This is a genomic window from Spirosoma knui (genome assembly GCF_054780635.1).
The window spans coordinates 534,834-556,000 of sequence record NZ_BAAGVY010000002.1 but is presented as its reverse complement, the minus strand read 5'-3'; the positions used below and the strand labels follow the sequence as shown (position 1 = coordinate 556,000).

The window sequence follows — 21,167 nt, the reverse complement described above, 5'->3', positions numbered from 1 at the left end:
GGGTAATAAGTAGAGCTTAACGGACTTCGCTAACTCTACTTATTACCATGTCCTATTGCTCGTACAGCTCAAGTGGCAAGCCGTCGGGGTCGGCGAAAAACGTGAAGCGTCGACCTGTCTGTTCATCAACTCGGATGGGTTCGGTCACGACGCCCTGGCTGTTCAGGTGGGCAACGGCGGCATCCACATCAGCCACCGCGAAGGCCAGATGACGCAGCCCCACGGCTTCAGGCCGGGAAGGGCGCTTCGGCGGATTAGGAAACGAAAATAGCTCAATCTGATACTGCCCATTTATGGCTAAGTCGAGTTTATACGACTGCCGTTCTGCCCGGTACACTTCCCCTACTACGGTTAAGCCGAGTAGTTGGGTGTAAAAATGTTTAGAGACATTATAATCCGAGCAAATGATGGCAACGTGGTGAACCGCAGAAAGCTGAAGCATAGGGGTTAGGGCGTCAATAACGTATCACCGGCCAGCGTGTCGACAACGGTACCGTCTTTTCCGGCTGGAAAGGCGCGTTCAACTTCCCGGCGCTTGTTCCAGGGAGCCGTAGTTCGACGCGCCATGTCGATCGCAAATAACGCAACGATGGCGGTGAAGATGATAAATACAACGATGAAAATCCGGCGATTTCGATTCACGGCTTGTCAGTACATTGAAACGTATACGGCCGAACTAATCCTCCAGTTCAGCCGTATACTCTGTTATTATAAATCCTGTTGAAGTTGTTTAGGCGCAATCTGGAAGCCGATCCGACCCGTGCGTCCAGATACCTCCTCCCAGCTTATATCCTCAAACTCCACGGCAACTACAGCTCCTTTGCTCATCGATCCAACCGACTGATGTGTTAAAAACTCGGCGAAATACGAAACATCCGGGTTGTGTCCAACAATCATAGCTGTTTTAACGGTACCGGGTACTCCATTGACGGCTGCCAGGTAGGCCTTGGGACCTCCATCGAACAGAGTCCCGTCAACGCCTATTTTGTCCACATCATAGCCGATCTGTTCGGCAATCACTTTAGCCGTATCCAGCGCGCGCGGGGCCGTACTGCTTATCAATACGTCGGGCTTAATTCCTTCCTGGTGCAAGTGGCGTCCTATTCTGGCCGCAGCCATTATTCCTTCCGGCGTCAATTCGCGGTCATGGTCGGCCATAAAAATTGCCCGATCTTCCGCTTTGGCGTGCCGAACAATGTATAGTGTAATAGACATAAATACGTAGTGAAATGGCCCTGGCCGTTCTGACGTAAAGGGTCAGGTAAGTTTTTTGTTCAACTAGCAATCGACAAAAACGGATCTTATTTAATCGAATTGCCCTGAAAAGAGTTTATAAGTACCGACTGCAAAAATAAGATTGCGATCGGGACGTCACTACTCTTATGCGGTTTCAAGGCGAAAATTGTACGTTATCGTTCGGACTTCGTTTCGACGATGGGCAGGTACTGTTAACGGGTACAATCTGGCAACGCCGAAATAGACCGGGGGAATTGGCCGCTCAGCCTCCCCAACTGCGTTTCAGGCAAGTATTTAATAATTCAGAACTCACTAGCCTGAAACACTGGCTAGCCGAGGGCTCAACTGAGCCGCTGAACGTAGCGGACCCGATTCGGCAAATTCGCCGGATTTCGACTCTGGGCCAGAACAATGTGTCTCTGGAACTGGATTATCACCGTGAGTCAACGCCCGACTGGTGGGAATGGGAAGTCACAAATCCGTTGAAGATCAGACTGGACGTACGGCCAAATGAGCTTGATTTTCTGATTAAGTCGCTCAATCCAGGGAGCTGGCCCACTGATTTAAGCTGGTAAACCGATTTAGTACGTCGGTTGGTGGCCGGGCGCATTTCCCAGTTGGTACAGGTTCTTTGGTATCTTTGAGCCTGTTTAAACTATTGCTCTTTTGGCTTAGACAAATCAGCCCTTTCTGACGTATACACCTATACTTACCCCTATACGTAACAAACCGGCGTTTTGTTTAAACAGACCTTACTTTTCTGCACAGTGGGCGTTTCGCCCGACAATCCGTATTTTTGCGGACCGTTTACCATCCGGTTGCCGTTTTAGCATGAGTTATCTACCCATTCAGCAAGTTTTAAAAACTGCCCCAGTTGGCACCGACGTGACCGTTAAAGGCTGGGTTCGCACAAAGCGTGAAAGTAAAAACGCCGTATTTATTGCCCTCAACGACGGCTCAACGATTCATAACATTCAGGTTGTGGCTGAAGCGGGTCAACTGCCCGACGACACCTTGAAACTTATTACAACCGGTGCCTGCCTGGCAGTTACTGGCCATTTGGTCGAGTCGCAGGGCGCGGGTCAGGCCGTCGAAGTGAAAATTGCCAGTGTACACATCTACGGCGCTGCCGATCCCGAAAAATATCCCTTGCAGCCCAAACGTCACTCACTGGAGTTTTTGCGGGAGATTGCCCACCTTCGGCCGCGTACCAATACGTTCAGCGCCATTCTGCGGATACGTCACGCACTGGCATTCGCGGTGCATAAGTACTTCAACGACAATGGTTTTTACTACCTGAACACGCCCATCATCACGGCTTCGGATGCCGAGGGTGCCGGTGAGATGCTTCGGGTGACTACGCTCGACCCCATCAAGCCTCCGCTGACCGAAGAAGGTCAGGTTGATTACAGCCAGGACTTCTTTGGGCGCGAAACGAACCTGACCGTATCGGGCCAGCTGGAAGGCGAACTGGGCGCGTTGGCGTTGGGCAAGATCTACACATTTGGGCCCACCTTCCGGGCCGAAAACTCGAACACAACTCGTCACCTGGCGGAGTTCTGGATGATCGAGCCGGAGATGGCCTTCTATGAACTGGCGGACAATATGAATCTGGCCGAAGATTTTGTCAAAACCGTTATCCGGTACGCGCTGCAACATTGCGCGGACGATCTGGCGTTTCTGGACAACCGACTGAAGGAAGAAGAAAAAACCAAGAAAAAGGAAGAACAAAGCGAATTGGGACTGCTGGAAAAACTTCAGTTTGTCATCAGTAACGAATTTGTTCGGCTTACGTATACCGAAGCCATTGACATTCTGGTTAATTCGAAACCAGCTAAAAAAGGTCAGTTCCAGTACGAAGTTAGTTGGGGCGTTGACCTACAGTCGGAGCATGAGCGCTACCTGGTTGAAAAGCACTTTAAAAAACCTGTTATCCTGACGAACTATCCCCGCGAGATCAAAGCCTTCTACATGAAGCAGGACGATAGCCCAGCAACAAACTCACGTGGCGAAGTTTTCGGTCCAACCGTGCGGGCAATGGACGTATTGTTCCCTGGTATTGGCGAAATCATTGGCGGATCGCAGCGCGAAGATGACCTCGATAAGTTGGTTTCCCGGATGCAGGAAGTCGGTATCGATCCCGAAAGCATTTGGTGGTATCTGGACACCCGCCGGTTTGGTTCGGCCCCCCACGCAGGTTTTGGGCTTGGTTTCGAGCGGCTGGTCCTGTTCGTGACCGGCATGGGCAACATCCGCGATGTGATTCCTTTCCCAAGAGCCCCCAAAACGGCTGAATTTTAATGTAGTTCGGTTGTTTACCTGTTTGGGGTTCGCTTGCCACGATAGCCAGACAGGTAAACAACCGAACAGGCAAACAAAAACCCATGCTCGCCCTTCCTCTTTTTCTCGCCATTGCCTCAGGGTTTGTCGTTGTTGGTGTTTACACCGAACGGAAGGTATCGGCATTTATGCAGGATCGACTAGGTCCGATGGAAACCGGCAAGTGGGGCTTGCTCCAGCTCTTTGCCGATCTATTAAAGCTTCTTCAGAAAGAAGATATCGTTCCGACGGCTGCCGACCGTCGTTTGTTTCTACTCGCTCCAGCGGTCATTTTCGCGTCGGTATTTGCCGGTTTTGCCGTGCTTCCGCTCACCCCCGACCTACAAGGTTCAAACGCAGCCGTGGGTGTCTTTTACCTGATGGCCATCGTTTCGTTCGACGTAGTGGGCATTCTGATGGCGGGCTGGGGTTCTAACAACAAATATTCCTTATTTGGGGCCATGCGCTCCGTCGCGCAGATCATCTCCTACGAAATACCGCTTGGGCTTACCATCCTGTGCGTGGTCATGATCTGCCAGACGCTTAATTTACAAGAAATCAGCTTTCAGCAAGGCCTGTTTGCGTCAGAGACAAACTACCTGTTCGGCCTCAAAGCCCTCGGAATCGACGTAACGGGCTGGGGCGGTATTTTCGCCTGGAACATCCTCCGCAATCCGTTTCTGCTGATCGCTTACGTAATCTTTTTTATCTGTACGCTCGCTGAAAGCAACCGGGCTCCGTTTGACCTTCCCGAGGGCGAGTCTGAAATTGTGGGCGGTTTTCATACCGAATATTCCGGGATGCGGTTTGCCTTACTGTACCTCTCCGAATATGCCATGATGCTTCTGGTCTCGTTCCTGGGGGCCATTCTGTTTCTCGGCAGCTGGAACACCCCGCTGCCTAACCTCGGCCCCGTCCGGCTGGCGGAGTGGACAAGTGGCGCTCCCGGCACCATCTGGGGCAACCTTACGGGTGGATTCTGGCTCCTGTCGAAAGTTGCCTTCGCCGTTCTGCTTCAGATGTGGGTCCGCTGGACGTTTCCGCGCATCCGCGTTGATCAGATGATGTTCCTGTGCTGGAAGGTGCTGACCCCCGTTAGCTTAGTACTCCTGCTAATCTCGGGCATTTGGCGCCTGCTGATGGTTTAAATCGTAGAGGCTGGCAGCTTCCGGCCTAACTTTGTACCTTTGCGGCCTTTTACGCCTTAGTATGTCTTTACTTACTCCCGATCCGACCGGGGATCTAGCCTGGAAGGCGGCCTGGCAGTCGCCCGTTTTTCGCCGTAAATTTTTCATTGGCCTCGCCGGAACGATCGCGCTGCTCTTTACTTTTCCCGTCTTTTTTCAAACGATCGAACGGCATACCGGCCCCGTCCTGAACGATTGGGTTCTGGCTCAGCTTCCTCCACAGGACGTATCGATTGCGATTTTTCTCCTGATCTGGGCCACGGCGCTGCTACTCCTCATTCGGGCTCGGCGCAGTCCCGCGGTCTTTATGATGTTTATGTACAGTTACATCATCGTCAGTCTGTCGCGGATGCTAAGCATCAACCTCGTACCACTTGATCCGCCCATTGGACTTATTCCGCTGATCGACCCCATCAGTAACGCCTTCTACGGGAAAACATACATCACAAAAGACCTGTTCTACTCGGGCCACACCTCCACTATTTTTCTGATGTTTTTATGCTTCCGGCGTTGGTGGGACCGGCTCCTGGCTCTGATTGGATCAATTTTGGTGGGTAGTCTCTTGCTCGTTCAGCACGTGCATTACACCGTCGACGTACTAGGGGCGTTTTTGTTTACGTATCCCCTTTACTGGATTGGTAAGAAGATCGCACTCAGCGGCTGGAACGATCAGGAGAAAAATATAGACCAGTAACCTAGAAGGCTTCGCCCAGCTGAAAATACAGGCCGTGGGACGTATGCTCACCAACGCCCCAGCCATAGTCGACCCGCAGATTCAGGCGCTCTTTGCGGTTCAGTGCTACCCGTAGCCCTCCTCCGTACGAATATTTCAGGTCTTGCAGGTTTATCTCGCGTAGGTGATCGCCGACGTTGCCCACGCCCAAAAACCCTACAGCGCCAATCCGCCAGACAATGGGCACCCGGTATTCAGCCTGGAGCACCACCTGATTCTTGCTGCGAAACCGACCGTCGTAAAATCCCCGCATGCTGTTTGAACCGCCAAAACTGGCTAAGCTTCGCAACGGTACGTCGCCCGCATTGAACTGACCGTAGGCCTGCAACGCCAGGACCTGCTGCCGAAAAATGCGAATAAAACGGCGAACATCAACGGCATACGCAGTATAACGAAACCCAGAACCCAACAAGGGCGTAAAATGGGTAAAAAGCACCTGAGCAAATGCGCCTTTATCGGGTGCGAACGCATTATTACGGGTGTCGTACGTTAAGCTGAGTCCAGTACCGGAGATGTGATACGGACTACGACCCAGTACGTTGAGCCGATCGAGCAGGTCGCCAGGCTCGTGTTCAACCGTTAGCAGTCGCTGATATTCATAGATGAGCCCGGCAAAAAAACGATCTTTCAGTTTCCGCTGTAAATGCAGATACAGGTAGTATTGGCGAAACGTGTAGGCTTCCTCGTTGGCGTCGGCAGCTTCTTTGCCTAAACCCCAGAATTTATCGGGGAAATAACTGTACGACAGCTGATGGGACAGAATATACCGCTCACCGGGTAAATAGGTAGTTCCGTTTAGGGCGGCAATAAACTGCCTGCGTAATGAGTATAAAGCTAATGCCTGTGTGTTCGATGTACGAGTGAGGCTGTCGTTCCGGTTGAAGCGAAATGTGAATGAACCCGCAAGCCCAACTGACCAATCTGTTTCAATAGAGCGTGCAATTAAGGGTAAAATTAACGTATTTTGTGTCCGCACTAGCTGACTAGGCGCTGACTCGCGTGGTAAAATTACGCTGTCAGGCTGGGCATTTGAGGCAGAGACTGAACCCAATAATAAGCTGATTAACAAAGAAATCAGCCGCTTATCACAAATAACATTCACAAAACAATAGATGACCGTTAATTAAAGTCGCATTAATTAAATGATCGCAAAGTAAGCCTAAAATTGTAAATTTTGTAGATTTGGGGCTTTAAGAAACCATTAAGGCTGCGCCCATAGGCAAGGTCAGCACGAAAGGCGAACCCCCGAACTGTAAACCACCGATATGAGCAAAATTAACTTGCCGCCCTTCACCCTGGGCGAAACCATTACTCCGGAGCAACGGCAGTTTTTCAACAAGCATGGTGTTATTGTTTTCCGGAATTTTATTGAACCCGAAACAGTAAAGAAATTTATTAGTGAGGTAGAGCGTATCGAGAAAGAATGGCTAGCTGAAGGACGAGACAAAGTCAATGGCGTTCCGCTCAAATTTGGCCAGGACGAAGAAGGCAATCCAATGATCCAGCGGATGTGTTTTCTGTCTCAGCATAGCGCAGCACTCCATGAGTTTTTGCAGGACCCACGTCTGCAAGCGGTCGTTGATCTGCTCCAACCTTACGAAGGTCGAATTGCTGAAATCGAAAAAGACGGGCTTATTCTGAACCACTACATTCGTACCCCTAATAGTAAGTTCTCGCAAATGGGTTGGCACACCGACAGCCCACGTGACATCTTCCTGGGTCAGCGCATTATGCCGATGCTGAATGTAGGCATTCACCTGAATCCAACACCGTACGAGAATGGCGGCTTACGTGTCATTCCTGGTACGCACAAGCAGGGGCTGTTCAAAATGCTGTTCCGCAAAAAGTACTTTGTCGATAACGATCCTGATAAGCACGAAATTGGCTTCGACATAAACGCCGGTGATTTGTCGGTTCACGATGGTCGGCTTTGGCACCGGGCGCAGCAGTCTCCTCACTTTGGCGAAGCGAGCCGCCGTCGGGTTATGTACGTCCCCGTCGTTACGGGCAAATACATGCCGAAGCACGAGAACAGCAAGACCCCATTCTATCACCGATTCATCTCGAAAGTCAATATCTAATTGGTCATAAAGTTGTAGCGTTACAAAGTGGTACAGTTGTTTTCAAAAGCAGCTCTACCACTTTGTAACGCTACAACTTTATAGCTTTATAACTACGTATGGCGTACGCCTTAGTAACAGGAGCCAGTAAAGGCATTGGTCTAGCCATTGCCCAGGAGTTAGCCCGCCGTAAATTCGACCTGTTGCTGGTGGCCCGCTCGGAATCGGCGCTCCGACAGGAAGCCAGTCGGTTAGCCTCGACCTTTGGCGTTAAAACGGACATTCTGGCCGCAGACCTGGCGCAACCCGAATCTGCGCAACGTGTGTTTGACTGGTGTCAGCAGCAGGGTTACACTGTACAAGTGCTCGTCAATAACGCAGGCTACGGCTTAAGCGGCCCGTTTGAGAGCCATCCGCTGGCGGCTCATTTAGATATGCTGGCCGTTAACAATACGGCGCTGGTGCAACTGTGCTACCTATTTCTACCCCAGCTTCAGCAACAACTCCGGGCATACATTTTGAACATTGGCAGTTCAGCGGCTTATCAGGCCGTGCCCCGACTGAGTTTATACGCAGCTTCCAAAGCGCTTGTGTTGCAATTCAGCCGCGGACTGGCACAGGAGCTTCGGCGTACATCCGTAACTGTAACCTGCGTCTGCCCAGGCTCGACTGACACAGATTTTGTGACTCGAGCGCAGATTGGCGAGAAAGGCCGAAAAGCCGCTCAACGGGTCAATATGACACCCGCCGACGTAGCCCGGCAGGCGGTTGACGCTACGTTGGCTGGCCGTACTGAACTGATCACCGGAGTGCTTAATAAGCTAGGCGCGTTTATGGCCTGGCTGATGCCTAAACGGGTGGTTGAGCAAACGGCGGGGAGCATCTACGAGTAATCGAAGTAGAATGATGGCACTTTATTTGCGCTAATGAGGTTGTACACATATATAACTTCCATTTAGACGTTGGACGCTATTCATTCCTTGCCTACCGACGTCCAGCCAACACATGCAATTTTCTGATTTATTAGTAAGTGAGCCCATCCTGAAGGCACTTACCGAAGAAGGCTATTCTACGCCAACACCCATCCAGGAACAAGCCATACCTATTTTGTTGAACCGCCGGGATTTGCTGGGCTGCGCCCAGACTGGCACGGGAAAAACGGCCGCTTTTGCCATTCCCATTCTTCAACTACTTAATGAAGAACGCAGCAAAAATCCTGCTGCGCCCCGGCGAATTAAAACGCTGGTGCTGACCCCAACGCGCGAACTGGCCATTCAGATCGACGAGAGCTTCGCAGCTTATGGTCGCCATCTTAAACTTCGTCATGCCGTTATTTTTGGGGGAGTTTCGCAGCATTCACAAGTCAATGCCATTAAAGCGGGTCTGGATATTCTTATTGCCACCCCCGGTCGTCTGCTTGATCTGATCAATCAGGGATTTATTTCGCTGCGCGACATTCAGTTCTTTGTGTTGGATGAAGCCGATCGTATGCTCGATATGGGATTCATCCATGACGTAAAGAAGATCATCGCCCGCTTGCCGGAGCGTCGTCAGTCGCTCTTTTTCTCGGCTACCATGCCCCCTGACGTAGCGAAGCTGGCCGACACCATTCTGAACAACCCTGCTAAGGTAGAAGTAACGCCGGTTTCATCGACGGCCGATACGATCCAGCAAGGGGTATACTTTGTTGGAAGAGAAGACAAGCGGAAGCTGCTGGTACACGTTCTGGCCGATAAGTCAATCGCGTCAGCGCTGGTATTTGCCCGCACGAAGCACGGAGCCGATAAGGTTGCTAAAGATCTGTTGAAAGCCGGTATCCAGGCCGAAGCCATTCACGGCAACAAATCGCAGAACGCCCGCCAGCGTGCCCTTTCGAACTTTAAGTCCCGGCAGACCCGCGTGCTGGTAGCTACCGACATTGCCGCTCGCGGCATCGACGTTGACGAGCTTTCCCATGTCATTAACTACGAGTTGCCAAACATTCCCGAAACCTATGTACACCGCATCGGACGTACTGGCCGGGCCGGAAACGACGGCATTGCGCTCTCATTCTGTGATGCTGAAGAAGCCGAATTCCTGAAAGATATTCACAAACTGATTGGCAAGCGCGTACCGGTCATTGAAGAACACCCGTATGTTCTGGACGTTCCCCTCTCTGCGGTTTCGCCAGGGGCACCGCAACGGAAGGGTGGTCAAACGAACCAGCGCGGCAACGGTCGAAACAACGATCGGCGCCAGGGCGGTAGCCCTCGTCCGGCAGGAGCATCAGCCAATAACACCCAGCGCCGGGCCAATGATCGGCCAAAGGCAGCGGCTAGTTCCGATTCGCCCCGTCGCGAAGGTGGCTACGGTCAATCACGTAACAACGGTTATGCTGGCAAACCTCGTCAGGAAGCCAGACCGCAACGAGGAACCGGCAACAGTCGATTCACAAATTTCGACTCGGATAAAAACTATTAACCGAAAGCCCTGGACTCGAGTCCAGGGCTTTTTTTATAGAATCAATCAGGCTATTTGGCCACGTCACGCACCACAGCTTTATAAGCTAGCGAATTGTGCAGCACTACGTTCGTTTAGGCAGATTTCAAAGCGTTTCACCTCACCTAAAAACAGCAAAATTTCATAGTTTTGTTAGATTCTCTTTTTACTCTCGATGAAACGATTGCTTCTACCGATCGGTGCGCTGGCGGCACTGGCGCTTGGCTGGGTACGCTTCAGCCAAAACCTTACGGACGACAAGCCGAATGACTACACCAACTGGGGCGAATACCTCGGTGGACCGGATCGGAGTCACTATTCGGCACTCACGCAGATCACCCCTCAGAATGTTGGCCAGCTACAAGTTGCCTGGACGTACTCGGCAGCAGACAGTGGTCAGATTCAGACCAATCCGATCATCATCGATGGAGTCTTTTATGGAGTCACGCCTACCGTTCAGGCCTTTGCGCTCGATGCCACGACGGGCAAGGAAATCTGGAAATTTGGTGATCCCCTGAAAGTATGGCATAGTACAAGCCGGGGTGTGGCTTATTGGTCCCCCAAATCAGGCTCCGAAGCCGCGCGTATTCTCTATACCGTCGGCCCCTTACTATACGCCCTTGACGCCAAAACCGGCAAACCGATTGACAGCTTCGGCGAAAATGGCCATACTGATTTGCACGAGGGGTTAGGGGAACAGGCTAAAGACAAGTTTATTATTTCGAATACGCCCGGCACTGTGTTCGAAGATCTGATCATCATGCCTGTTCGCGTGTCGGAAGGATCAGATGCGGCTCCGGGTTATATCCGCGCGTTCAACGTGCGAACTGGCAAATTGGCCTGGACGTTTCGAACCATTCCTAAACCCGGCGACTATGGGTACGAGACCTGGCCAAAAGACGCCCATAAGAACATCGATATAGGCGGAGCCAACAACTGGTCGGGTACGGCCATTGACCGCCCCCGCGGCATAATCTACGTACCGACCGGTTCAGCTTCGTACGATTTTTACGGTGGCAACCGCAAAGGGCAAAATCTGTTTGCCAACTGCCTGCTCGCGCTGGACGCCAGAACTGGTAAGCGGCTCTGGCACTTCCAGGCGGTTCACCACGACATCTGGGATCGTGATTTTCCGTCTCCGCCTAATCTGGTGACGATTACCCAGAAGGGCTCCGATGGTCGGCCCCGAAAAATCGATGCGGTGGCTCAGGTTACCAAATCTGGGCACGTATTTGTGTTCGATCGGGTAACGGGCAAGCCTTTATTTCCGATTGATGAGGTTCCAGTACCTAAATCTGACCTACCGGGCGAGTTTAGCTGGCCTACCCAACCCGTTCCGCGGAAACCCGCTGCGTTTGCCCGCCAGCAGATGACCGAAGCCGACATTAACCCCTATTCGATTGATCGTGATTCGTTATTGAAGGTATTCCGGGGCATTGGCAGTCGGTTCTATGAGCCGTTCAGCAAGCGTGGCAGTCTGCTGTTTCCGGGTTGTGACGGTGGGGCCGAATGGGGTGGTTCAGCGGCCGATCCGGATGGCATTCTCTACGTGAACGCGAACGACGTACCGTGGATATTCACCATCGTCGACGCGCCCAAAAGCGACGAACTGGCACATCTAAGCCCTGGTCAGCGGGTATACACACAGAACTGCGTAGGCTGCCATGGGCCGGAGCGAAAAGGCAATGCCCGAAGCGGCTACCCCTCTCTGGTTGACATTGCCCAACGACGCGATCGGCCTTACGTAACGAATATTGTTACGACCGGCAAAGGCATGATGCCGGGCTTTACGGCCCTTTCTGCCGAGGAGAAGCAGGCGCTGGTTGCCTTCCTGTTCAACGACGAAAAGCAGGAAGTGTCGAGCGGCTCGCCGTATCCCTCGAAGGTTAAGGAACCTTATTTACCGTATAAAGTAACAGGCTACAACAAATTTCAGGACAGCAAAGGCTATCCGGCCATTGCGCCCCCCTGGGGAACACTTAACGCGATCAACCTGAACACGGGTGAGTTTCTGTGGAAAATCCCGCTGGGTGAAGAAAAGGAACTGGCGGCTAAAGGGATTCGCAACACGGGTACAGAAAACTATGGCGGTCCTGTAGTAACAGCAAGCGGTTTACTGTTCATTGCTGCTACGAAAGACGAGAAGTTTCGGGCCTTCGACAAAAAAACAGGGAAGCTCCTTTGGGAAACGCAGCTTCCGGCGGCTGGCTTTGCCACGCCCGCTACGTATCAGGCAGGTGGTAAACAGTACGTAGTAATCGCCTGCGGGGGAGCTAAATTAGGCGCTAAAAAAGGCAATCAATACGTAGCGTTTGCGCTACCCTAACGAGTTCTGGATTGCTTATACCAAAACCAAACGGGCGTCTGATGTTCAGACGCCCGTTTGGTTTTGATCGTCTTACTTATCAGTAGATCGTGTTTTTATGACACTAATCTGTCCATTCCGTTCAATGAAGGCAGCGGCTACGCTATCCAGCGAGGCTTCGTTTCCTTCGTGCCTTGCCGCTTCCTGCAAGTCTTGTCTGGTAACCAACATAGCATCCATGTCCTCTTGATGAAATCAACCGTTCTCATACAAAATTCTCTGCTGACCACTCATCAAACGACTGAATGTAGCGCTGTGTAAACTGACGTACGCACACAAGCGGTGCAGGATAGCCAGCACTACGCAAGCCATCAGGGTACCTGTAAACGAGGACGCCCCGACAATACCCCGGCCCAGCGTTGTTCCCAGCAGGAGCGATATAACCGTGTCGAATGGCGACCGCATCCCAAATGCCCGTCGGCCTGCTAACCGAACCAGCGCTATAGCCAGCAGGAATATAACAAACGCCCGACAGGCCATCTGAGGATCGGTTAACTGATTATCTTTATGAAAAATATCGCCAAACCATTCGTCAATCATGGCGCACCGCTAATATCAATAGAAAGAACTTGTCCCGTCGTTTGTCAGACCCATAACTTAGAAATTCAGGGATGGTTTAGCGGTGCCTGAATACTCTACGTAAAAGCAGAGCCGTTAGCTCCGAACGGAAAGCCAACGGCTCCAGGAATGCGGAGTCTGGTCGTACAGGCCCGAAAGTTGTAATCGTCTTATTTCACCGTCGACAGCACTTTCTGCATTTGTTCGGCCACAAACTGATTACCAGCATCGTTCAGGTGAACACGGTCGGTAGTCAGAATGCCGCGATCCTTGTTTTCCGGATTGTTCTTAAGGTTATACTCCAGGAACGCTTTGCGCAGATCGACCAGGGGCAGGTTCTGACGCTTGGCAATATCGCGAATCAACTGGCTGTACTGGTTCAAGTCGCCGTCCTGCTGATTGCTCATATCGGTTTTCTCGCCAATGGCCGCTGGTGTGCAGAGAACAACCCGCGCGTTGGCGGCCTGTAATTTCTTCACAACGGCTTCGTAGAACTTCACAAACTTATCGGGATCGGTACCGGTGCCGTAGGTTGCCTTGTGCCAAACGTCATTCACACCCACCCAAACGACAACAACGTCGGGTTTTTGGGCTAGTACGTCCTCATCCATGCGCAGGAACAGATCATAAATCTTGTTGCCGCCGATTCCCGCTCCAATCAGTTCAAACTGATCGCCGGGCAAGCTTGTCTTTAAGCGGTCAATATACCCGCCGGGTTTAATGCCCGCCTGGGTAATCGAGTCACCGAAGAAAACGACACGGGTTGGTTTTGCCGGGGCCATTGCCAGTAAGCCAGCTACCAGAAAAAGGGAAAGTCGGAGAATTGTTTTCATGGATAAAAAAGCAACGTATCTGGCGAATTTACCCAATTACAATTTTAGCTAGAACGGGCCCAGTTCCCTGTTTACCCTTTACTCGAAACTTAATACCACTCGATAAAACGTATTTACATCGTCCTGGCATTAATAGACATCTTCGGCAGTAAAAATCAACAACACTCTGATTGTCAATAATTTCTAAAAATTCAATACGTGACCTTATGTAAATAATCAATCTAAATCGGAACAGCATGGAAGCTCAACTAGAACAGATTCGGGAACAGCAGAAAGCGACCTGGAATAAATTTTCTCCAGGCTGGCGGAAATGGGACGACTTCACCATGAATTTTCTCAAACCCATGGGGGATGAAATCATTAACGCGTTAGCGTTGAACGATACGGATATAGTCCTTGATGTTGCCTCTGGAACGGGTGAGCCGGGGTTAACTATTGCATCACTGGTAACCAACGGGAAAGTCGTTATCACGGACCTGGCCGAAGGCATGCTAGACGTAGCGCGCGATAACGCAACCAGAAAGGGAATCACCAATTACGAAACGGTTGTTTGCGACGTTTGTGACTTACCGTTCGACGATGCGATGTTCGATGCCGTAAGTTGCCGCTTTGGATTCATGTTCTTCCCGGATATGTTGCTGGCAGCTAAAGAAATGGTGCGTGTTCTTAAGCCAGGCGGTAAACTGGCCGCTTCGGTCTGGGGTACGCCTGACAAAAATTTCTGGATAACGGCCACGCTAAGCACCATCAACAAGCACATGGAATTACCGGCCCCAACACCGGGTGCACCGGGCATGTTTCGCTGCGGTAGTCCCGGTTTTCTGGCTGATTTGTTTAAGCAGGCCGGTCTGCGTAACGTTACGGAAAAAGAACTTAATGGCCAAGTGATTTACGGCAGCAATGCTACGTACTGGAATTTCATGAACGATGTTGTCGCTCCCGTGGTAGCGGCCATGAGCAAGGCTGATGACGCGATGAAAGAAAAAATCCGGACTGAAGTCTTTGACTTAATCGACGCTAAATACGCCGACAAGAAAGCCTCCCTCGATTATGGAACGTTAGTTGTATCTGGCCAGAAGTAGTACTGCAGAAATAGTTGCAGGCGCTTATCCCCACTACAGTGGGGATAAGCGCCTGCCTTTAGTTACAACCGATTAGCTTACGAACAATACGTAATGCAATTCGCCAGGCACGTTCTCACACAACCAGATTCAACGCCAGCACACCAAATAGCCCGATAATAGACACAATAGTTTCCATGAGAGACCATGTTCGAATTGTCTGTCCGATGGTCAGGTTGAAATACTCCTTAAACAACCAGAAACCGCCATCATTGATGTGCGAAAACATCAGGCTGCCGGAGCCAATGGCCAGTACCATCAGTTCGGGTTTAATGGTCTGGCTTTGAATAAGGGGGGCAATGATACCGGATGTTGTTAACCCGGCTACCGTAGCCGACCCAACACAGACCCGGATGAAAGCGGCAATCCCCCAGGCTAGCACCAACGGCGGAATAGACATATCGGCCAGCATACTGCCAATGAATTTACTGGTGCCGCTGTCAGTAAATATCTGTTTCAGCGCGCCCGCACCGGCTATTACGAGTAAAATCGGCGCAATGGCTTTCACCGCTTCTTCCATGTCTTTGGTAACCGCTTTCATGGTCATTCCGCGCCGGATACCCAGCGCGTACATAGCCACCAGCACCGAGAGGAGCATGCCCATATACGGCTCAGCCAGTATGGTAACGATGGTTTTGAGCGGTGAATCATCGGGCGTCGCACTTTTGAGTGGCCCAAAGGTCGTCAGCAGCAGCACCGGCAGCAGGGCCACAAAAAAGCTGATGCCCGCCCCCGGCAAATTCTGATTAGGCACCTCCCGAATATCGAACAATTCTTTGTCGGGAGCGATTTTCATGTTCACCAGCGTCTTGCCGAATATGGGACCGGCAATAACTATGGCCGGAATGGCAATGATGATGCCGTACAGCAGCGTCTGGCCGATGTTAGCGTCAAGCTGGCCCGCTACGGCCGACGGCGAGGGATGCGGAGGCAGGTAACCGTGCGCGACCGATAGCGCCGATAACATGGGAACGGCCACCGACAACAACGGCAATCGAGACGAAGCGGCAATGGTGAAAATGAGTGGGACAACGATGATGAACCCGGCGTTGTAGAAAAGGGGAATACCGACTACAAAGCCCGCCAGTGCCAGCCCCCAGCGGATGTTCTTGATCCCGAATATGCCAATCAGTACATCAGTAATGCGTCGGGCGGCTCCGCTCTCGGCAACCAGCCGCCCCAGCATGGCACCAAACCCAATGATGAGTACCAGATCGCCGAGCGTACCGCCAATGCCGGTCTGGATGGATTTCCCCACGTCCCCAACGCTCATACCCGATGCCAGTCCAATGCCGAGCGAAACAAGTACAAACGAGATAAACGTATCTAAGCGAACAAAAGCAACTAACAGAACAAGGGTAAGAATCCCGATGAGGGTAAGAATAAGAGGCATAGGGTTACGGTGGTTGATCGGCTCAAACGCAAATGACGCAAAAACACAGCGTTTTCGCGCTATCGTCCTGCGTCATTACCGCGTCATCTGCGTTAAAACTATCATTAAAACGATAAAGCGTACGCAGCCAGCATTTCTACTTCTTTGGCTAACGGAGCGGCTATGTCGAACGGCACGACGTGCAGACGGGTAGCGGGATCATACCCAAACACGGCCAGCGGCTCGCGAAACGTTTCATTGGCCGGGTAGACCAGAAACAGCTCGTCAGCCTCGTACTTCTTGCTGTAGGCATAAAGTTGGTATAAATCGGTCTGTTCGATACCATAATTCCCGATACGGTCATCGCCTTTAATCTGCTTCCACTTGGTATCGAGTACAAATGTCCGACCCGGCTGGCGAATGATAATGTCCGGACGCAGCTTAAACTTAGGCAGACCAATATGCTCATCGACCAGGTGAGCCGACGACTCCTGCACGGCTACGGCACCCGCTTCGGGCCAATAGGTTCGAATGCCATGCGTAACATAATCTTCAAATACCTGCCCGATCGGAAACAGTAAGGAGAGATCTGTAGTCGAACCAGTTCGAACCCCAAACCCGCTTCCCGTCAGTAACGCTTCTGCCCAGCGGATGGCGGGTCTATAGCGGTCGAACAGTCGGCTCATCCGCTGAACACTTTTCAGATCAGCCGGAATGGATTCAGAGATGGGTACATCCACTAACGCTCCCAAAAGCTGATGAATCCGTCGCTGGTTTGCTCCACTTGCTGTTCGGTGCAGCAGGAAATCCAGCGTTGTTTTCACCAGGCGATTAGGCGCTACGTCGGCCGTTAACGTATCGTACCGCATGGCCAGGCGCTCGGCGTGGTATGCATTCTCTCGCTGCTGACGAGCGGGCTGAAATTTGCCTTTCCAGCTAGTTCCGGTCCGTTCGGACGACACATACGCCTGTTGCAGCCCTTGCCGGACCAGGGGCTCTACGGTATCCAGAAATACGCTCACAAATACGTCCCAAACGGGCAGGGACAAGTCCCTAGTCCGGGCTGACCCAAGCAAACGGAACGGGCTATGCCGTAGGTATTTCAGCATATTGAACAGAATAGACCGGCCCTCTGCCCCTTTCGTTACTTTGGGCACAATTTCGAGCTGCGTGCCATCAGGCAGGGTTAATAAGCCGACGTAATTACGTACCCGAACGTATTCGCGTCCTTTCTGCACAAAAAAAGTAAGCAGTGAATCAATTCCTTCAGTGTCGAAAGCCAGCTGCCGAAGCGCCTGAAACGTAGTATCGGCCACAAGCACTACGTCGCCAGTCGGCTCCTCGTATTCGCGGGCAACGCTGATTAAGCCGTATTCAGCTACTGTGATGCTCGTTGCCATACAAAATGAAGTATGCAGTAACTTAGTTTAGGGTTTGGCGGGTTGATACGCCCGAATACCCTGTTGATTGATGCCAACAAGCAGGGTATTTCCGATGGGTAACACACTACGTACGTCACCCGTCAGGCGAAAGCCCGAGCGAGCTGGGGGTACCGCTTCAAATCCTCCTCCAGCGGTACCATGCAACAGCACGCCATTGTTCGCGTCGGAACGACCAAACCGTAAACGGGCCTGGGTGGTATTTCCACACAAGAGCAAGTCTTTCCGGCCATCGCGGTCGTAATCGAGGCTGGTTATGGTGTAAACCGGCGCGAGCTGGGCAGCCACTGGCAACGGCTTCGGTGTTAGTTTGCCCGCTTTCGTACTCGCAAAATAAGTAGTCTGTAACTGGTTAGCCGTTAGCGTATTGGCTTCGCGTAGTTCATCAGCTGTAAAGACGTCGGTCAACGTAGCACTGGCATACGTATCGTAGCTTGTAAAGCGGGCACGCAACATACCAATCTGGTCGAGCAGTTCATCCCGAGTGGCGTGCGGGTAACTTTTCCCTTGTACATACAAACACAGGACCGGATCAATTTTGCCGTTGTTATCGAAGTCTTTGTACACCAGTTCGGCGGGTTGCTGATCACTAGCCCGGCATTGGGTGTTGAGGCCATAATTGCCGACAATCAAATCCGGTCGACCATCGCCGTTAAAGTCATCGACCAGCAGTTTGTTCCACCAACCTCTGCTCTCGTTATCAAAATACTGGCTTGTCTTATTAGTAAACTGACCGTTCTCAACAGCAAATACGCTGACGGGCATCCATTCGCCTACCACGACCAGTTCAGGTTTTCGATCGCCGTTCAGGTCTGCCCAGGCAGCATCGGTCACCATACCGATACGAGCTAAATCAGGTGATATCCGCGCCGTCTGGTCCGTAAACTGCGGCTGGCCACCCTTACTGGTATTGATGAGCACATAGCTTTGTGGAGCTTCGGGATACCGGCCCGGCACGACCCGCCCACCCACAAATAAATCGGGGCGACCATCGCCGTTGACGTCAGCGACCCGCACGCAGCTCTTGCTCGAACGCATAGCTGGTAGCGCAGTAGGGCTTCTGGTGAAATTTCCTTTGCCGTCGTTTACGTACAATCGATCCTGCAAGCGGGGGTCGTTGGGCTGAAAATCATTGTATCCGCCACTGCATACGTAGAGATCGACAAATCCATCGGCGTTGGCATCAAAAAAAACAGCATCGGCGTCTTCACTCGCCTTATCGGCTTCAAAGGCAGCCTGCGTACGGCGATTAAACTGGTCACAGCCGTTACGTCCTCCGGCCTGTTGCAGAAACAAAACGCCTGCTTTTCCGCCACTGCCACCGGCATATACGTCCTCAAGACCATCACCGTTCACATCGGCCTTGGCCAAGCACGGCCCAGTAAATGATAAGGCATTGACCAGCAGCGGCTGTCGCTTAAAATCATTGATGGGCCGGGCGGAGTACGATTGCTCGATGGGGGCTTTCGTTTCCCGAAACAACGGAGTCTCGGGTTGGAGCTGACGGTACGTCTCTTTAGCGTCTGTCTGCCGCAGCGTCAGCAGCTTGTCGGCTGGTACGTTGGTCAGGAGTTGCTGCTTGCCCGTGGGCCAGATTACGAGTACTGAATCGATACGGGAATTGGTACCCAGTCCAAAATGCAAACGGGGCGAAACGCTGGACTGATAACCCCGCGTTGGCATCTGCTCGACAAACTGCTGCTTGCCAGCTTGGTACACAATGACCTTAGCGCCTACGCCCTGCGTGTTGGCCCCACTTCCGGCCAGCTGAACCGTCAGGTAATGATGGTTACGTTGCTTGTTCGCTTCGTTCTGAAAGATAAATGCGGGCTGATTGGTGTTGTTTACGACCAGATCCAGATCGCCGTCATTGTCCAAGTCGGCATAGGCGGCTCCCGTGCTGTTCGACACCTGGGTTAAGCCCCAGGCGGCTCCCGCATTGGCAAACGTTACGTTTCCGGTCTGGTCACCGCCCTGGTTGCGAAACATATAGTTTGCTACGTTGGACGAAGGCATCTGATGCACCAACTGCAACACATCCTCGCGGGTCGGATTAGTCGGTCGGTTTTGCATGAAGTCGTTCATGTACTTCAGAAAATCCATATTCGTGTAGTCGCGCACGTAGCCGTTTGTTACGTATAAGTCTTTCCATCCGTCGTTGTCGTAATCGGCAAACAAGGGTGCCCAGCTCCAGTCGGTATTCGAAATACCCGCCAGTTGCCCAACTTCGCGGAACGAAGGATTACTGGCTTCATCACCGTTGTTGAGTTGAAGCATGTTGCGCATGGTCTGGTGGTGGAAGCCCGATTCAACGGCAAGCGCGTATTTTTCGTAGTTGTCCGGAGCCATAAGCAGCTTCTGCCGTCGGTTGTCTTCGGGCAGCATATCCAGCGTCAGGATATCCGGACGGGCGTCGTTGTTCACATCAGCGAGGGCATTTCCCATCGAAAAATTGGAGATATGTCCCAGCGAAGTTTTCAACGTATTTTTGAACGTACCGTTTTTCTGATTGAGGTACAGGTAGTCCGGCACGCCATAATCATTTGATACGTATACATCCGGCCAGCCATCATTATTGAGGTCCGAAACTCCAACGCCCAGGCCGTATGTCAGTACAGAGCTGCTCAGCCCGGCCTTTTCGGTAACGTCTTCAAAGCGCTTGCCCGTGTTCCTGAACAGCCGTACCCCGATTTCAGGATTAGCCTGCTTAAGCAGGGCCGCGGTAGCCGTGGCATCGAGCACGGGTAACAACCGCGGATTATGGTTTAGCTGAAACAGATCAAGATCGCCATCGCGGTCATAGTCGAAGAAAGCGCCCTGTGTGCTCTGCATCGGCTTGGCTAAACCATACGCAGCCGTCTGGTCCGTAAAGTGTGGAATGCCCTGGGCGTCGGGGCCTTCATTAATAAACAGTTCAGGCAACCGTTTTTCCGGACTTAAACTGCCGGAATGACAAACGTAGATATCGAGCCGACCATCGCCATTGACATCCGCCATGGTAACACCGGTTTTCCAGGGACCTTCGCGACCGGCTACACCTGCCTTGTCCGTTACGTCCTCAAACCGCATGTTCTTCCGGTTCAAGTATAGCCGGTTTGGCGTCATGTTCCCGGTGAAATACAAATCATCAAAGCCATCTCCGTTCAGATCGCCAACTGCTACCCCCCCACCATTGTAGAAGTATTCATACATCATGACATTGGTGTTCAACCCTTCGTCCAGGTTGTTGGCAAACGTAACGCCGGTCTGGTCCGGAGAAAGTAAGGTAAACAGCGGTGGACCACTGGTTTCGGCCGTGGTGGCCTGCTCACTGGCAGCCTCTTTTTTCTGGCAACTCAAACCCAGCCAACAGGTTGTTAGCAATAACCAACCACACGCAGCCCGCGACGACAGCTTCATATAAAACGGAAACGAAAAATGCACTATAGACAAAGTTTAAAATAGAGCCGGTTCAGGTACTCGGAAC

At 51.9% G+C, this 21,167-nt stretch carries 19 protein-coding genes; 9 read left to right on the top strand and 10 right to left on the bottom strand.

Annotation, left to right across the window (positions count from 1 at the left end; translation table 11 throughout):
• Positions 1-52: 52 nt before the first annotated feature.
• From gloA2 to ACYVIY_RS07010, 3 genes are all read right to left on the bottom strand, one after another.
• Positions 53-442 carry an SMU1112c/YaeR family gloxylase I-like metalloprotein gene (gene gloA2 / locus ACYVIY_RS07020; RefSeq protein WP_460975591.1) on the bottom strand — a complete coding sequence of 130 codons (390 nt, stop codon included), beginning with the start codon at positions 440-442 and terminating at the stop codon, positions 53-55.
• Positions 443-447: 5 nt separating this feature from the next.
• Complete coding sequence (locus ACYVIY_RS07015; protein ID WP_460975590.1) at positions 448-642, bottom strand: hypothetical protein; 195 nt, start codon at positions 640-642, stop codon at positions 448-450.
• Positions 643-708: 66 nt separating this feature from the next.
• Positions 709-1,215, bottom strand: a complete 507-nt coding sequence (locus ACYVIY_RS07010) for a SixA phosphatase family protein (RefSeq protein ID WP_460975589.1) — start codon at positions 1,213-1,215, stop codon at positions 709-711.
• A gap of 167 nt (positions 1,216-1,382) precedes the next feature.
• On the opposite strand from ACYVIY_RS07010, the gene ACYVIY_RS07005 reads away from it, so the two are divergent.
• The 4 genes from ACYVIY_RS07005 to ACYVIY_RS06990 all read left to right on the top strand — a co-directional run bounded on the left by ACYVIY_RS07005 (position 1,383) and on the right by ACYVIY_RS06990 (position 5,436).
• Entirely contained in the window at positions 1,383-1,811 is a 429-nt protein-coding gene (locus ACYVIY_RS07005; protein WP_460975588.1) for a hypothetical protein, read from the top strand.
• Between the two features lie 256 nt (positions 1,812-2,067).
• Entirely contained in the window at positions 2,068-3,537 is a 1,470-nt protein-coding gene (gene asnS / locus ACYVIY_RS07000) for an asparagine--tRNA ligase (protein WP_460975587.1), read from the top strand.
• 83 nt (positions 3,538-3,620) lie between these two features.
• The gene (locus ACYVIY_RS06995; RefSeq protein ID WP_460975586.1) at positions 3,621-4,703 is read left to right on the top strand and encodes a complex I subunit 1/NuoH family protein; all 1,083 of its coding nucleotides are present in this window, start codon (positions 3,621-3,623) and stop codon (positions 4,701-4,703) included.
• Positions 4,704-4,764: 61 nt separating this feature from the next.
• The gene (locus ACYVIY_RS06990; RefSeq protein ID WP_460975585.1) at positions 4,765-5,436 is read left to right on the top strand and encodes a phosphatase PAP2-related protein; all 672 of its coding nucleotides are present in this window, start codon (positions 4,765-4,767) and stop codon (positions 5,434-5,436) included.
• Between the two features lies 1 nt (position 5,437).
• Here the strand turns inward: ACYVIY_RS06990 and ACYVIY_RS06985 are convergent, their stop codons facing one another.
• Positions 5,438-6,451 (bottom strand): BamA/TamA family outer membrane protein, encoded by a 1,014-nt coding sequence (locus tag ACYVIY_RS06985; protein ID WP_460975584.1) that lies wholly within the window; start codon positions 6,449-6,451, stop codon positions 5,438-5,440.
• A 289-nt stretch (positions 6,452-6,740) separates the two neighbouring features.
• Between ACYVIY_RS06985 and ACYVIY_RS06980 the strand changes: the two genes are divergently transcribed.
• The 4 genes from ACYVIY_RS06980 to ACYVIY_RS06965 all read left to right on the top strand — a co-directional run bounded on the left by ACYVIY_RS06980 (position 6,741) and on the right by ACYVIY_RS06965 (position 12,339).
• On the top strand, positions 6,741-7,556 hold the full coding sequence (locus ACYVIY_RS06980) for a phytanoyl-CoA dioxygenase family protein (protein ID WP_460975583.1): 816 nt from the start codon (positions 6,741-6,743) through the stop codon (positions 7,554-7,556).
• Between the two features lie 98 nt (positions 7,557-7,654).
• Positions 7,655-8,428 (top strand): SDR family NAD(P)-dependent oxidoreductase, encoded by a 774-nt coding sequence (locus tag ACYVIY_RS06975; RefSeq protein ID WP_460975582.1) that lies wholly within the window; start codon positions 7,655-7,657, stop codon positions 8,426-8,428.
• A 112-nt stretch (positions 8,429-8,540) separates the two neighbouring features.
• Positions 8,541-9,995, top strand: a complete 1,455-nt coding sequence (locus tag ACYVIY_RS06970; RefSeq protein WP_460975581.1) for a DEAD/DEAH box helicase — start codon at positions 8,541-8,543, stop codon at positions 9,993-9,995.
• A 193-nt stretch (positions 9,996-10,188) separates the two neighbouring features.
• Positions 10,189-12,339, top strand: a complete 2,151-nt coding sequence (locus ACYVIY_RS06965) for an outer membrane protein assembly factor BamB family protein (RefSeq protein ID WP_460975580.1) — start codon at positions 10,189-10,191, stop codon at positions 12,337-12,339.
• A gap of 72 nt (positions 12,340-12,411) precedes the next feature.
• On the opposite strand, the gene ACYVIY_RS06960 is transcribed toward ACYVIY_RS06965, so the two are convergent.
• The 3 genes from ACYVIY_RS06960 to ACYVIY_RS06950 all read right to left on the bottom strand — a co-directional run bounded on the left by ACYVIY_RS06960 (position 12,412) and on the right by ACYVIY_RS06950 (position 13,769).
• Positions 12,412-12,558: a hypothetical protein gene (locus ACYVIY_RS06960; protein WP_460975579.1), complete on the bottom strand. Its 147-nt coding sequence runs from the start codon at positions 12,556-12,558 to the stop codon at positions 12,412-12,414.
• 15 nt (positions 12,559-12,573) lie between these two features.
• Positions 12,574-12,918, bottom strand: coding sequence for a DUF421 domain-containing protein (locus ACYVIY_RS06955; protein WP_460975578.1), 345 nt, complete (start codon positions 12,916-12,918; stop codon positions 12,574-12,576).
• Positions 12,919-13,106: 188 nt separating this feature from the next.
• Complete coding sequence (locus tag ACYVIY_RS06950) at positions 13,107-13,769, bottom strand: SGNH/GDSL hydrolase family protein (RefSeq protein ID WP_460975577.1); 663 nt, start codon at positions 13,767-13,769, stop codon at positions 13,107-13,109.
• A gap of 236 nt (positions 13,770-14,005) precedes the next feature.
• On the opposite strand from ACYVIY_RS06950, the gene ACYVIY_RS06945 reads away from it, so the two are divergent.
• The gene (locus tag ACYVIY_RS06945; protein WP_460975576.1) at positions 14,006-14,851 is read left to right on the top strand and encodes a class I SAM-dependent methyltransferase; all 846 of its coding nucleotides are present in this window, start codon (positions 14,006-14,008) and stop codon (positions 14,849-14,851) included.
• Between the two features lie 115 nt (positions 14,852-14,966).
• Here the strand turns inward: ACYVIY_RS06945 and ACYVIY_RS06940 are convergent, their stop codons facing one another.
• The 3 genes from ACYVIY_RS06940 to ACYVIY_RS06930 all read right to left on the bottom strand — a co-directional run bounded on the left by ACYVIY_RS06940 (position 14,967) and on the right by ACYVIY_RS06930 (position 21,100).
• Entirely contained in the window at positions 14,967-16,283 is a 1,317-nt protein-coding gene (locus tag ACYVIY_RS06940) for a gluconate:H+ symporter (RefSeq protein ID WP_460975575.1), read from the bottom strand.
• A gap of 104 nt (positions 16,284-16,387) precedes the next feature.
• Positions 16,388-17,662 carry an McrC family protein gene (locus tag ACYVIY_RS06935; protein ID WP_460975574.1) on the bottom strand — a complete coding sequence of 425 codons (1,275 nt, stop codon included), beginning with the start codon at positions 17,660-17,662 and terminating at the stop codon, positions 16,388-16,390.
• Between the two features lie 27 nt (positions 17,663-17,689).
• Entirely contained in the window at positions 17,690-21,100 is a 3,411-nt protein-coding gene (locus ACYVIY_RS06930; RefSeq protein ID WP_460975573.1) for a VCBS repeat-containing protein, read from the bottom strand.
• Positions 21,101-21,167 lie beyond the last annotated feature (67 nt).

Bases quoted from the DNA above. Each gene is read 5' to 3' on its own strand.
- gloA2 (WP_460975591.1), bottom strand. From the start codon at position 442: ATGCTTCAGCTTTCTGCGGTTCACCACGTTGCCATCATTTGCTCGGAT.
- ACYVIY_RS07010 (WP_460975589.1), bottom strand. From the start codon at position 1,215: ATGTCTATTACACTATACATTGTTCGGCACGCCAAAGCGGAAGATCGG.
- ACYVIY_RS07005 (WP_460975588.1), top strand. From the start codon at position 1,383: ATGCGGTTTCAAGGCGAAAATTGTACGTTATCGTTCGGACTTCGTTTC.
- asnS (WP_460975587.1), top strand. From the start codon at position 2,068: ATGAGTTATCTACCCATTCAGCAAGTTTTAAAAACTGCCCCAGTTGGC.
- ACYVIY_RS06995 (WP_460975586.1), top strand. From the start codon at position 3,621: ATGCTCGCCCTTCCTCTTTTTCTCGCCATTGCCTCAGGGTTTGTCGTT.
- ACYVIY_RS06990 (WP_460975585.1), top strand. From the start codon at position 4,765: ATGTCTTTACTTACTCCCGATCCGACCGGGGATCTAGCCTGGAAGGCG.
- ACYVIY_RS06980 (WP_460975583.1), top strand. From the start codon at position 6,741: ATGAGCAAAATTAACTTGCCGCCCTTCACCCTGGGCGAAACCATTACT.
- ACYVIY_RS06975 (WP_460975582.1), top strand. From the start codon at position 7,655: ATGGCGTACGCCTTAGTAACAGGAGCCAGTAAAGGCATTGGTCTAGCC.
- ACYVIY_RS06970 (WP_460975581.1), top strand. From the start codon at position 8,541: ATGCAATTTTCTGATTTATTAGTAAGTGAGCCCATCCTGAAGGCACTT.
- ACYVIY_RS06965 (WP_460975580.1), top strand. From the start codon at position 10,189: ATGAAACGATTGCTTCTACCGATCGGTGCGCTGGCGGCACTGGCGCTT.
- ACYVIY_RS06960 (WP_460975579.1), bottom strand. From the start codon at position 12,558: ATGGATGCTATGTTGGTTACCAGACAAGACTTGCAGGAAGCGGCAAGG.
- ACYVIY_RS06955 (WP_460975578.1), bottom strand. From the start codon at position 12,918: ATGATTGACGAATGGTTTGGCGATATTTTTCATAAAGATAATCAGTTA.
- ACYVIY_RS06950 (WP_460975577.1), bottom strand. From the start codon at position 13,769: ATGAAAACAATTCTCCGACTTTCCCTTTTTCTGGTAGCTGGCTTACTG.
- ACYVIY_RS06945 (WP_460975576.1), top strand. From the start codon at position 14,006: ATGGAAGCTCAACTAGAACAGATTCGGGAACAGCAGAAAGCGACCTGG.
- ACYVIY_RS06940 (WP_460975575.1), bottom strand. From the start codon at position 16,283: ATGCCTCTTATTCTTACCCTCATCGGGATTCTTACCCTTGTTCTGTTA.
- ACYVIY_RS06935 (WP_460975574.1), bottom strand. From the start codon at position 17,662: ATGGCAACGAGCATCACAGTAGCTGAATACGGCTTAATCAGCGTTGCC.
- ACYVIY_RS06930 (WP_460975573.1), bottom strand. From the start codon at position 21,100: ATGAAGCTGTCGTCGCGGGCTGCGTGTGGTTGGTTATTGCTAACAACC.